This window comes from Microbispora sitophila, from assembly GCF_014892245.1.
GTDB classification, from domain to species: domain Bacteria; phylum Actinomycetota; class Actinomycetes; order Streptosporangiales; family Streptosporangiaceae; genus Microbispora; species Microbispora siamensis.
Genome location: NZ_JADBGC010000029.1, coordinates 43,520 through 55,943 on the forward strand (window position 1 = coordinate 43,520; position 12,424 = coordinate 55,943).

At 72.0% G+C, this 12,424-nt stretch carries 11 protein-coding genes; 6 read left to right on the top strand and 5 right to left on the bottom strand.

The genetic code is table 11. The annotated features are described in order from the left end of the window. Positions 1-2 precede the first annotated feature (2 nt). Both IL992_RS38065 and IL992_RS38070 read left to right on the top strand, forming a co-directional pair. Positions 3-1,469 (top strand): DUF2207 family protein, encoded by a 1,467-nt coding sequence (locus IL992_RS38065; RefSeq protein ID WP_193208158.1) that lies wholly within the window; start codon positions 3-5, stop codon positions 1,467-1,469. A gap of 9 nt (positions 1,470-1,478) precedes the next feature. After that, positions 1,479-2,450, top strand: a complete 972-nt coding sequence (locus IL992_RS38070) for a hypothetical protein (RefSeq protein ID WP_193208159.1) — start codon at positions 1,479-1,481, stop codon at positions 2,448-2,450. 3 nt (positions 2,451-2,453) lie between these two features. Here the strand turns inward: IL992_RS38070 and IL992_RS38075 are convergent, their stop codons facing one another. After that, positions 2,454-3,881: an amidase gene (locus IL992_RS38075; RefSeq protein WP_193208160.1), complete on the bottom strand. Its 1,428-nt coding sequence runs from the start codon at positions 3,879-3,881 to the stop codon at positions 2,454-2,456. Positions 3,882-4,076: 195 nt separating this feature from the next. Here IL992_RS38075 and IL992_RS38080 point away from each other — a divergent pair, with 195 nt between their 5' ends. Continuing rightward, positions 4,077-4,856 (top strand): nuclease-related domain-containing protein, encoded by a 780-nt coding sequence (locus tag IL992_RS38080; protein WP_319019084.1) that lies wholly within the window; start codon positions 4,077-4,079, stop codon positions 4,854-4,856. Positions 4,857-4,947: 91 nt separating this feature from the next. Then, on the top strand, positions 4,948-6,786 hold the full coding sequence (ilvD, locus tag IL992_RS38085) for a dihydroxy-acid dehydratase (protein WP_193208162.1): 1,839 nt from the start codon (positions 4,948-4,950) through the stop codon (positions 6,784-6,786). Positions 6,787-6,834: 48 nt separating this feature from the next. Here the strand turns inward: ilvD and IL992_RS38090 are convergent, their stop codons facing one another. Continuing rightward, a complete protein-coding gene (locus IL992_RS38090; RefSeq protein WP_226874553.1) occupies positions 6,835-7,308 on the bottom strand; it encodes a hypothetical protein in 474 nt (157 codons plus the stop codon). A gap of 552 nt (positions 7,309-7,860) precedes the next feature. On the opposite strand from IL992_RS38090, the gene IL992_RS38095 reads away from it, so the two are divergent. After that, positions 7,861-8,355 (top strand): helix-turn-helix transcriptional regulator, encoded by a 495-nt coding sequence (locus IL992_RS38095; RefSeq protein WP_193208164.1) that lies wholly within the window; start codon positions 7,861-7,863, stop codon positions 8,353-8,355. 80 nt (positions 8,356-8,435) lie between these two features. Here the strand turns inward: IL992_RS38095 and IL992_RS38100 are convergent, their stop codons facing one another. The 3 genes from IL992_RS38100 to IL992_RS38110 all read right to left on the bottom strand — a co-directional run bounded on the left by IL992_RS38100 (position 8,436) and on the right by IL992_RS38110 (position 10,059). Continuing rightward, positions 8,436-8,660 carry an FmdB family zinc ribbon protein gene (locus IL992_RS38100; RefSeq protein WP_193208165.1) on the bottom strand — a complete coding sequence of 75 codons (225 nt, stop codon included), beginning with the start codon at positions 8,658-8,660 and terminating at the stop codon, positions 8,436-8,438. Positions 8,661-8,722: 62 nt separating this feature from the next. After that, positions 8,723-9,538: a GNAT family N-acetyltransferase gene (locus tag IL992_RS38105; RefSeq protein ID WP_193208166.1), complete on the bottom strand. Its 816-nt coding sequence runs from the start codon at positions 9,536-9,538 to the stop codon at positions 8,723-8,725. Between the two features lie 11 nt (positions 9,539-9,549). Then, positions 9,550-10,059 (bottom strand): HNH endonuclease, encoded by a 510-nt coding sequence (locus tag IL992_RS38110; protein ID WP_193208167.1) that lies wholly within the window; start codon positions 10,057-10,059, stop codon positions 9,550-9,552. Between the two features lie 301 nt (positions 10,060-10,360). Between IL992_RS38110 and IL992_RS38115 the strand changes: the two genes are divergently transcribed. Then, entirely contained in the window at positions 10,361-12,424 is a 2,064-nt protein-coding gene (locus IL992_RS38115; RefSeq protein WP_193208168.1) for a prolyl oligopeptidase family serine peptidase, read from the top strand.

Genomic DNA, 12,424 nt, shown 5'->3' on the forward strand with positions numbered 1-12,424 from the left:
CGATGGGCGCCTGGATTGCCGCAGCGGCGGCGACCGGCCTGTGGCTGCTGCTCCTGCTCGCGCTCGCCATGGCGACGAGGAACCCGGACGTCGAGCCGGGGCCGGCCACCGGGGAGCTCGACGAGCAGTCCCCCGCGGTGGTCGACCTGATCACGGGCGATTGGCGGCTGTGCGACGAGGCGCCCTCGGCCACCCTGCTCGACCTGGCCGCCAGGGGCGTCGTGGCCGTCGAGGAGATCGGTCCCGAGCTGTCCCTCGTACGGCTGCGTGGAGAGCCCGGCGGCCTGCGGCCGTACGAGCGGCTGGTCTACGACCACGTACGCTCGCTGGCCGTCGACGGCGTGGTGGCGACGGGAGCGCTGGCCGAGGGCTCGCGCGACCTCGGCCGGTGGTGGAAGAGCTTCCGCAAGAAGGTGATCGTCGAGGCGCGGGCGCAGGGCCTGTCCCGGCCGCGCTGGAGCAGGGCCCACGCGCTGCTCCTCGGCGTGGCGGCGGTCGTCCCCGCCGCGGCGATCGGCATCGCGGTCGCGGCCGACGACGCCCGCGGGAACCACGACGGCGGGCCCGGCGCGGCGATCGTGTCCTTCGCCCTGCTCATGGCGCTGATGGGCAGGCTGAACGGGGAGCGCGGCACGGCCGAGGGGGCCAGGGCCGCCGCCCACTGGCTCGGCGTCCGCGAGCACCTGCGGGCGACCGGGCGGTTCGCCGAGCAGCCCGCCGCCTCGGTCACGATCTGGGGCCGCCACCTCGCGTACGCCGCCGCGGTCGGGCTCGCGCCGCGGGCCGTCAGGAGCCTTCCGGTCAGCACCCCGGCCGACGACAACCGGGCCTGGTCCGACTACGGCGGGATGTGGCACGTCGTGAACGTCCGCTACCCCTCACGCCTGCTGTGGGGACGGCCGCCGGGGGCGACGATCCTGCGGGGCCTCGCGGCCGGCTGGTTCACCGGGTTCTTCACCTGGATCCTCCTGGTGGTCGCCGCCGCCTTCGGCGTGTGGCCGGACGGGCTGGTCCTGCCCGCCGCCCTCGCCGTGGGCCTGGCGGTCGCCGGCCTGCCGGTCGTCCGCGCGATCTCCGACCTCGGCGGTGCGGCGACCGTGGAGGGCCAGATCGTCCGGCTGCGCCGCTTCGGGGACGGCGGCAAGGCGAACGACACCCCCAAGTGGACGTACTGGTGCGCGATCGACGAAGGGGGCTCGCGCGAGGTCAGGGCCATGTGCCTGAGCGAGGAGATGTGGCGCCCCCTGCGGGAGGGCGACAGGGTGCGGGCCGTGGCGGGGCGCAGGCTCGGCTGGATCAGGCGGGTCGACGTGATCGAGGGCTCGCGCCTGCGGGACGCCGCCACCTACGACGACACCGGCGAATACCTGGTGGACGCGCCGGAGAACCTCGGCGAGGTGCGCGTCCTGCCCGACCGCCCGCCGCGCGCGTGGGACGGCCCGGCGGACGGCCCTCGGCGCCCTGAGTAGGGTCGTCGGGTGCACTCAGCCCACGACCTGTTGATCGCCCTGGCCGGGAGGTACTCGTTCGGCGACGTCGGCGCGCTCGCGCCGGCCGTGCTCGGGGAGGGCGGGCGGGCGGCCCTGGTGGCGTCGGTCTGCGAGTTCGGCCAGCGGCTGCTCACCCTCGACGCCGAGGACTTCCACACCGAGATCGACGCCCAGACGGTGCCGGCGGACCTGCGCAGGCGCGCCCGTGCGTGCCACATGCCGCAGACGCCGAGGGAGCAGCCGCGCGGCGCGCTCGACTCGCTGCGGCCGGCGTACGCGCTGCTCCTCGAGGTCGTCGAGGCCCGCTGGCGGCGGCGCGAGCTCAGCTCGATGATCGCGGCCGTGCACATCTGCAGCGAGTATCTCCCGCTGCTCGCCTTCGAGCCCGCGCTCGGCCACGCGGGCGACCCGGTTCGCTGGCCGGAGGGCCTGCGCGCCCCCGGCAGCCGGTTCGGGGTCATGCCCGACCGGGAGTGTGACCACACCAGGGCCGAGCGTTCGGCGGCCGAGCGGACGCTGCGGGTGGCCGTTGAGCCGCCCGCGGGATGGCGGGCCTACTTCGACCGGCAGCACAGCCAGGTGGCGGGGGCCCTCGCCACCTGCGCGGGCCGGTGCCGCACCCCCTGTCCCGCCCTCGACTGGGTGGCGGACCTCGACGGCCTGTCCGCCCGCTGCCGGATCGCGCTCGCGTTCGCCGAGACCCCGCTCGTACGGCTGCGCCACGCCGCCCCGGTCGGGCACGGCTTCGGCGTGCCGTCGCCGGAGGAGGTGCTGGAGGCGTGGGAGCGCAGCCGCGCCGCGCTGGCCAAGCACGAGGCGGCCGCCGCGGTCACCGCCGACGACGGCTTCCCGTTGCCGGGGCTGCCCGCCCTGTTCTCCGCCGTGGCGGCGGCGCCGGTGCGGCCGGCCACGCTGCTCGCCGACGTCTCGGCGTACGTCGTCGAACTGCTTCGGGGGTAGCCGTCACCAGACCGGCGGCCTGCGATCCCCCCAGAAGCCGCCGACCGACGCCTCCACCTGGGACGACAGCGAGATGAGCGTCCCCTCGTCGCCGTACCTGCCCGCCAGCATGACGCCGATGGGCAGGCCGTCGGGCGTCCAGTAGAGCGGGAGGTTCACCGCGGGCTGGCCGCTCACGTTGTAGATCGCCGCGAAGGGCGCGAAGCGCATCATCCGCTCGAACGTCTCCTCGGGCGACTCGACGTCCTCGAACCAGCCCACCGGCACGGGCGGCTGGGTGACGGTCGGCGAGAGCACCGCGTCGTAGGCGTCGGTCACGAGCAGCGCGAACCGGGTGGCGAGCTGGAGCGTCGACTGCGCCTGGAGGAACTCGGGGGCCGAGACGGCGTGGCCCCGCTCGCGCAGCCACGCGGTGAGCGGGCGCAGCTTCGGCTCCAGTTCCTCCGCCACAGGGTGCATGCAGGAGAAGCTGAACCACATCTTGACGAACTCGGGCACGACGTCGGGGCCGAACGGCGGCGCGATCTCCTCGACCTCGTGGCCGAGCGACTCCAGCACCGCCGAGGCGCTCTCGTACGCCGCGAGCACGTCGGGGTGGACCTCCGCGCCGGGCACGGCGGGCGTGGCGAACCTGGCGATCCGCAGGCGGCCCGGGTCGCGCCCGGCGTAGGCGGAGAACGACCCGAGCGCCGGCGCCGGGGCGTGGTAGAGGTCGCCGGGGTTGTTGTGGGCCATGACGTCAAGCAGCGCCGCGGCGTCGGCGACGTTCCTGGCCAGCGGCCCGTTGGTCGACAGCCCCGCGAGGTCGGGCATGATGGGCGCCGCGGAGATGCGGCCGCGGCTGGGCTTGATGCCGTACAGGCCGCAGACGGAGGCGGGGATGCGGATCGAGCCCGCGCCGTCGCTACCCTGCGCCGCGGGCGCGAGACCGGCCGCGACGGCGGCCCCCGCTCCCCCGCTCGACCCTCCAGCCGACCGCGTGGTGTCCCACGGTGTCCGGGTGGGCTCGTGCAGGTAGGTCTCCGTGTAGCAGGGCATGCCGAACTCGGGGGTGCTGGTCTTGCCCAGCATGATCGTGCCGGCGTCCCGCAGGCGCTCGACCACGCTGTCGTCCGCGGGCGCGACGAACCCCTCGTACGTGGCCGAGCCGAAGTGCACCGGAACGTCCTTGACGAAGTTGAGGTCCTTGATCGGGATCGGCACGCCCAGCAGCGGGGGCAGGTCCTCCGTGTCGCCGGCGGCGAGCCGGGCCTCCTGCTCGCGCGCCTGGGCCAGGGCCCGCTCCGCGGTCACCGTGACGAACGCCCCCAGGCCGGGGTCGAGCCGCTCGATACGCTCCAGGTAGTGCTCGGTGATCTGGACAGGAGAAAGTTCACCCGTACGTACGGCTGCCGCCTGCTCAAGGGCGGTAAGATCGTGAATGTGCGCCACGCTACCGAACGGTAGGCCTCCGGGGCGCGGATATCTAGAGAAGATACCCGCACTTCCGCGCAACGAATCGGCTCAAGCAGGCCACAAAAGTATGAACCATCCAACACTAGGCAAGCCGCTGACGGCTCAACTACCGTGAGTGATGTGGATACCGGTCTAGCGCCAGAAGACGGTCACGATACGTCACCTATCTGGGTGGGTGACCAATCGTCGGAGCAGGCGGAACGCCCTTCGGCGCCACCTGAGGCGCCGGAGTCTCCCACGTACGCTCCGGTCGAGCGCACGTCGCTCAGCAGCCTGTGGCAGGACACGCGATACCGCCACCTGCGCCGCCGGGCCGTGATCGCGGTCGCGGCGGGTGTGGTGTTCGGCGTGCTCTTCGGCAGCTGGCGGCTCGGGCTCACCGCGGCCATCCTCGCGTGCGTCGCCGACGCCGTCTACCGGGCGAGGACGGTCTCCTCCATCCCCGCGTGGCGGCGCGCCTCCGCCGCCGAGCGCCAGACGGAGGCCCAGCTCAAGAAGCTGGAGCGCAACGGCTACAAAACGCTGCATGCCAGGGCCATTCCCGGCAGCGAGGCGCAGATCGACCATCTGGTGGTCGGCCCCACCGGTGTCTACGCGGTGGACTCGGAGAAGTGGGACAAGCGGCTGCCCGTACGGGTCCAGTCGCACCGCAAGCTCTTCCACGGCCCGTTCAACCAGAAGCCGCGCCTCGACGAGGCCCGGTGGGAGGCGGCGCAGGCCAGCGACCTGATCAGCAAGGCGCTCGGCCGGGAGATCACCGTGGTGCCGTCCCTGGCCATCTACGGTCCGCCGATCCCGTGGCGCATCCTCAACATCCGTGAGGTGGACGTCTTCTCCGGCGGGCTGGTGCGCAAGTGGATCACCAAGCGGGAGAGGTCGCTCACCACCGCGGAGATCGACGCGATCTACCGGGCCGCCGAACGCGTGCTGCCCGCGCGGTATCCCGAGTAGACACGGTCCGAGTCGTGGACAGCGGGTCTCGGCAGCCGGGCACTGGTCGTACCATTTGAAGACTCAGTAGTCTCCGGATGGGGGTCCCTCGATGCCCGCTCTCAGGTCCCGCACTGTCACCCACGGCAGGAACATGGCCGGCGCCCGTGCGCTGCTCAGGGCCACGGGCGTAGCGGGCAGCGACCTCGGCAAGCCGATCGTCGCGGTGGCCAACAGCTTCACCCAGTTCGTGCCCGGCCACGTGCACCTGCGCGAGGTCGCCGAGGTGGTGGCCGGCGCGGTCCGCGAGGCGGGGGCCATCCCGCGCGAGTTCAACACGATCGCCGTGGACGACGGCATCGCGATGGGCCACGGCGGCATGCTCTACTCGCTGCCGTCCCGCGAGCTGATCGCCGACGCGGTCGAGTACATGGTCAACGCCCACTGCGCCGACGCGCTGGTCTGCGTGTCCAACTGCGACAAGATCACGCCGGGCATGCTGCTCGCCGCGATGCGGCTGAACATTCCCACGATCTTCGTGTCCGGCGGCCCGATGGAGGCCGGCAAGGTCCCCGGCCGCAAGCTCGACCTGATCGACCCGATGATCGCCTCCGCCGACGCGAGCGTGTCGGACGCCGACCTCCTCGAGATGGAGGAGAACGCCTGCCCGACCTGCGGGTCCTGCAGCGGCATGTTCACGGCCAACTCCATGAACTGTCTCACCGAGGCGATCGGCCTGGCCCTGCCGGGCAACGGCACCACGCTCGCCACCCACACCGCCCGCAAGGCCCTGTTCGAGGACGCGGGACGGCGGATCGTCGACCTCACCCGGCGCTACTACGAGGAGGACGACGAGTCCGTCCTGCCGAGGAGCATCGCCACCCGCGAGGCGTTCGAGAACGCGATGGCGCTCGACGTCGCCATGGGCGGTTCGACCAACACGATCCTCCACATCCTGGCCGCCGCCCGCGAGGCGGGCGTCGACTTCGGGCTCAAGGAGATCAACGAGCTGTCGCTGCGGGTGCCGTGCCTGTGCAAGGTCGCCCCCGCGACGATGAAGTACCACGTCGAGGACGTGCACCGGGCGGGCGGCATCCCCGGCATCCTCGGCGAGCTGGACCGGGCCGGCCTGCTCCACCGCGACCTGCCGACCGTCCACTCCGCCTCCATCGCGGAGTACATCGCCAAGTGGGACCCCAAGTCGCCCGAGGTCACCGACGAGGCCGTGGAACTGTGGCACGCGGCGCCCGGCAACGTGCGGACCGTCAAGGCGTACTCGCAGGACGCCCGCTGGGAGTCGCTCGACCTCGACCGCGCCGAGGGCTGCATCCGCGACCTCGACCACGCGTACACCAGGGACGGCGGCCTCGCCGTGCTGTACGGCAACCTCGCCCAGGACGGCTGCGTGGTCAAGACGGCCGGCGTGGACGAGTCGATCTGGCGCTTCTCCGGCCCCGCCGTGGTGTTCGAGTCGCAGGAGGACGCCGTCGAGGGCATCCTCGGCAACCGGGTCAAGCCCGGTGACGTGGTCGTCATCCGCTACGAGGGCCCCAAGGGCGGCCCGGGCATGCAGGAGATGCTCTACCCGACGAGCTTCCTGAAGGGCCGGGGCCTGGGCAAGGTGTGCGCGCTGGTCACCGACGGCCGCTTCTCCGGCGGCACGTCCGGCCTGTCCATCGGCCACGCCTCCCCGGAGGCGGCCGAGGGCGGCACGATGGCCCTGGTCGAGGACGGCGACACCATCGAGATCGACATCCCGGGTCGCTCGATCGAGCTCAAGGTGGCCGAGGACGTGCTGGCCGCCCGCCGCGAGCGGCTGCTGGCCGACCTCGGCGGCTACCGGCCGCGCGACCGGAACCGCCCGGTGTCGGCCGCCCTGCAGGCGTACGCCGCGCTGACCACCTCGGCCTCGACCGGCGCGTCCCGCGACCTGTCCCAGCTCTCCCGGTAGGTCGTTCGGGGCCGCCTCGCCGGAGGCGGCCCCACGTGTTCATACCGGTCAGCTGTAGGAAACCGACTGCACGCTGCAGTTTGTCATCCACGGACCGGGATAGACCGGGGCCGTCGTGCAGCCCCAGGTGGCGGTCACGGTGGTGGTTCCCGCGGGGATGCTGACGCCGCCCGTGGAGCCGGTGAGGTCGTACGTATGGCCCTCGCTGCACTTGGCGGAGACGCTGACGGACGTCGTCCCACTGGGCAGCGCCTGCGTGAACTGCCACGCGTGCGTGGCCGGGACCGCGACCATGCTGGTGTAGGGCACCGCCCCTCCTCCCCCGTACGGCGAGGCGCCGACGGCCGGGGCGATGGGGTACCAGTCCCTGGTGTCCCCGAAACTGTTGTAGTTGAGGCAGTCCACCGTGGCCTGCAGCGTGACGGTGCCGGCCATGGCAGGGCTGGGCGCGAGTGCCAGGCTCAGCACGCCGGTCGTGACGAGCGCCGCACCGAACGCGAGCACCCGCCGGGCTGAATTCACAGCAAACATGAGTAACGTTCTCCCCTCGACATCGAGCACCGCGAATTCACCACCTCCCCGGGGCACCGTCAATCACCAGCGATTTCGGCAGGGCCGGAACGTCGGGCCGGCAGGCACGCGAAAGTGTGCCCTGCCGAGCGCCCGAAACCTGGCGCCGGCCGATCCCTCGGCCGAAATCCGATATGCAGCGGCGATCACGACATTTATGCGGGTAATTCGGCGAAATATTTCGAATACCTCGACCGCCGCGATTTCCGGGCGGAGCCCGGCCGGTGAAAGTTTCAGCGCGTCATCCGCCCGCCGCGCCCGCTGCGAACCGTCCGGCGCCGCCCCGATCTCCCGGCGCACGGCGTCGCCGCCGACGCCCCGCGTCGTCCACCACGACCAGGCACCGGAGGAACTACAGTGACCGGCAGGGGCCGGGAAGTGGTTTTCCCCGTCGGCGGATAGGCGCCCCAGTCAGGAAAAGATGGCCGGAAGGATAGGCCATACTGCCTCTTCTTGCGAGCACGCGTTCGGAAAAATGTCAGTCCTCGCCGTTATTGTCGAGGTATGGCCAACGTCATTCGGCACGCGCTGACCGCCGAGGAACTCGCCGCCCTCGCCCTGTCGCTCGCTCACCTCGGTGCCGGCCCGCAGTCGGTCACCGCCCGGCGCGGACTGCGCCACGCCTTCGAGCATCTCGATCTGGACGACGACGTCATCGCCACGACCCTGACCACCCTGACCACTCCGCTGCCCACGGACGTCGCCCGGCGGGCGCGGGCGGTGGCCAACGCGATCACCGCACGCCTGGTGATCCGCATCCAGTATCACGACGCCGCGGGCCGGATGACGGTCCGCGACGTCGAGCCGGTGACCTGCCTGGTCCACGGCGAGTTCTGGTACCTGGTGGGCTGGTGCCGGATGCGCCGGTCGATCCGGGCCTTCCGCTTCGACCGCATCCTGGCGGTCGAGCCGACCGACCTGCCGGCCCGCGCCCACCTGCCGCAGCGCTACCTGCCGTTCCAACGGCGTTCGCGCACCAGGCGGCCGTCCGCGGCCTGACCCCGCCGGCCCGCGGGCGTGGCGCCCACGCCCGCGGACCGCACGGCCGGACACGGCGGCGCGACCGGAGACAGTACGGCTCAGCCGCCGCAGCAGCCACCGCCGCAGCAACCGCCGCCCCCGCCACCCGCCGGACGGGGAGCGGAAGCCCCGGAGGCCCTGCCCGTGACGGCCACGGTGGACAGCAGCTTCACGGTGTCGTCGTGGCCGGAGGGGCAGACCGCCCGGTCACCGGCCTCCGCCATGGGACGGTTGAGCTCGAACGTCGATCCGCACGCGCGGCAACGGTAGTCATAGCGAGGCATGCGTCCAGATTACGGCCCGACGCGGCGGACGCGAGCGCCACAGGGGAAGCACGGGAAGCACCTCAGGCGAAGTGGATGGTGGCGTAGTCGGCGATGGGCCGGTAGCCGAGCCGCTGGTAGATGGAGTTCGACGTGAGGTTGCTCAGATCGGTGAACAGCAGCACCTCGGTGGCACCGTCGTCGAGCGCCTTCCTGCTCGCTGCATGGGCGACGGCGCTGCCGTACCCGCGTCCGCGCAGGTCGGGCGGGGTGTAGACGGGGCCGATCCGGGACATGCCGGCGATCGGCGCGGAGGCGCCGGCGATGGACACGGGCCGGTCGTCGTCCTCCCACAGGACCAGTTCCTCGCGGTTGACACGCGCGGCGACGACCGGGGTGGGATCGGCCGTGCGCTCGACATGCGCCTCCTCCTGGAACTCCCGGAAGAAGCGCACGGCGATCGGCAGGTCGTCGGTGCCGGCGACGCGGGGCTTCCCCGGCGCGGAGGGTGCCCGCAGCGCGCCGAGACGGTAGAGGCGCTCGGCCCGGCGGCGTGTCTCCGGCCGCCACCAGGCGCGGGCGAACGCCTCGGCGACGGCCACGGGACCGCCGACCGCGGGCACGTCGTGGTCCATCTCGATGAGGTCGCGCGCCAGCAGGGGAAGCGCCGCGAGCGGGACGTCGCCAAGCGCGAGCGGATAGGGCGGCGTCTGACAGGCCGCCCCCACCACGATGCCGCCGTCCTCCAGCCAGGCCAGCAAAGGCTCGGCCGTGAACTGGCCGCCGCGGATCCCGCGCAGCACGGTCAGCATGACCGTGCTGCGGACGGGATCGCGCAGCAGCCAGGGCTCGGCCGCCGCGGCGTACTCCTCCACGTCGCTGGTGAACGTCCAGTTCATGACGTCACCCGTCAGGCCGCCGTCTCCGACAGGTAGGGCGCCCACTGCGGATCGCCGTCGAGTTGCGCGCCGATGAGCCGCCAGTGCGCGCCGTGCGGCACCACGGGGGCCACGCTCAGCGCCCACCCGAGTTCCTCCAGCAGCCTGTCGGCCTTCCGATGGTTGCACGGCATGCACGAGGCGACGCAGTTCTCCCAGGTGTGGGGGCCTCCCCGAGACCGCGGGATGACGTGGTCGATGGTCTCGGCCCGCTGGCCGCAGTAGGCGCAGCGGAAGTTGTCCCGGCGCATCAGCGCCGCCCGGGTGAGCGGGATACGCGTCCGGTAGGGGATGCGGACGTAACGCCGGAGCCGGATCACCGAGGGGACGTCGAGCGTGCGGGTGGCCGAGCGCAGAACCGCACCCCGGCCGTCGCGGTGAACGACGTCCGCCTTCTCTCTCAGCACCAGGATGACGGCCCGGTGCAGGGAGAGCGTGGTCAGCGGTTCGTATGTGGCGTTGAGTAGCAGGACTTGGCGCATCAGCCGGCCTCCACAGCGGTCTCGGCTGTGCGCCTGGGTTGTGGCCCCGTCTGTTGGGACCCTGGTGCTTCCGTCACAGGGACCTCCGCCGGACGGCCCAGCGGATCGTCACCACGGCACCGCCCTTCACCAAAGTGTGGCCTTTTCGGCGGCCCCTTCGCCACCCCATAAAAAGGGTCTGTGAGGTGAACGACTGGGACGCCTGCTGCTTCTATGCCCAGCCGTTCACCCCTTTATTCCCGTCTTGGCCGGGTACGGACGATGTACCGTCGCAGTCGTCCGGCTGATTTAAAGTGCCAGCATGAGCCGAGTGCCGTACCCACCAGCCCGCCGTGACGACATCGTCGACGATCTCCACGGAACGCCCGTCCCCGACCCGTACCGGTGGCTGGAGGATCCGGACGATCCGGCGACGAAGGAGTGGCTGGACGCGCAGGAAACCTTGTTCCGGTCCGCCGAACTCGAAGGGCGCGACCACTTCCGGGAGCGCATCGCCGAACTGCTGCGATCCGGGTCGGTGGGGACGCCGTCCTGGCGCGGCGAGCGTCGCTTCTTCACCCGCCGGGCCCCCGACCAGGAGCACCCGGTGCTGTACGTCGCGGACGGAGACGGCGAGCGCGTGCTGCTCGACCCGACCGCCCTCGACCCCTCGGGCCTGACCACGCTCGACTCCTACCAGCCGGACAAGGAGGGCAACCGGCTGGCGTACCAGATCTCGGTCGGCGGTGACGAGGAGTCGCGCCTGTACGTCGTCGACGTGGTGACCGGAGAGGTCGTCGAGGGGCCGATCGACCGCTGCCGCTACTCCCCCGTGGCCTGGCTGCCCGGCGGTGAGGCGTTCTACTACGTACGCAGGCTGGCGCCCTCGCTGGTCCCGGCCGGCGAGGAGCAGTACCACCGCCGCGTCTACCTGCACCGCGTCGGAACCTCCCCCGACGACGACGTGCTGATCTTCGGCGAGGGCCTGGAGAAGACCAACTACTACGGGGTCTCGGTCTCCCTCGACGGCAGATGGCTGTCGGTCTCCGCCTCACGGGGAACGGCCCCGCGCAACGACCTGTGGGTGGCCGACCTGGTCGCCTCGTCGCCGCAGGCGCCGGAACTGGTCACCGTGCAAAAGGACGTCGACGCCCAGACCGGGCTCCACTTCGGCCGCGACGGGCGGCTTTACGTCTTCACCGACCTCGACGCCCCGCGCGGGCGGGTCTGCGTCACCTCACCGGAGACGCCGGGCCCCGAGCACTGGCGCGACCTGATTCCCGAGGACGGCGAGGCGGTGCTGTCCGACTTCGCGATCCTCGACGGCATGGCCGAGCCGGTCCTGCTCGTCGGCTGGACACGGCACGCGATCGGCGAGATCTCCGTCCACGCCCTGGAGGGCGGCGAGCGGATCGGCGAGGTCCCGCTGCCGGGGCTCGGCTCGATCGGGGGGATCTCCGAGCGTCCGGAGGGCGGGCACGAGGCCTGGTTCAGCTACACCGACGGCATCACCCCGACCGCGGTCTACCACTACGACGCGCTCACCGGCGAGACCTCCCTCTGGGAAGCGCCTCCCGGCGCGGTGGAGGTGCCCGAGGCGACGACCGAGCAGGTGGTCTACCGGTCCAAGGACGGCACCGAGGTGCGCATGCTGATCACCTCACGCCCCGGCTCCGGGCCCCGTCCCACCATCCTGTACGGCTACGGCGGCTTCGGGGTCCCGATGAACCCCGGGTTCTCCGCCACGACGCTGGCCTGGGTCGAGGCGGGCGGCGTCTACGCGGTCGCCCAGCTTCGCGGCGGCGGCGAGGAGGGCGAGCAGTGGCACCGGGACGGCATGCTCGGCAACAAGCAGAACGTCTTCGACGACCTGCACGCGGCGGCTGAGCATCTCATCGCCACCGGCGTCACCAGCCCGGACCGGCTCGCCATCTCCGGCGGCTCCAACGGCGGCCTGCTCGTCGGCGCGGCGCTCACCCAGCGCCCCGACCTGTACGCGGCCGTCGTCTGCCTGGCCCCGCTGCTCGACATGGTCCGGTATGAGAAGTTCGGTCTCGGAGCGACCTGGAACGTCGAGTACGGCTCGGCCGACGTGCCGGAGGAGTTCGCCTGGCTGTGGGGCTACTCGCCCTACCACCATGTGCGTGAGGGGGTGTCGTACCCGGCCACGCTGTTCGCCGTGTTCGCCTCCGACACCCGCGTCCATCCCCTGCACGCGTGGAAGATGGCGGCGGCCCTGCAGCACGCCCAGGCGGGCGACCGCCCGATCCTGCTGCGCAACGAGACCGAGGTAGGACACGGCGCCCGGGCGGTGAGCCGGTCGGTCGAGCTCTCGGCCGACCAGCTCGCGTTCATGGCCCGGCATACCGGCCTGAAGGTCGGCTGA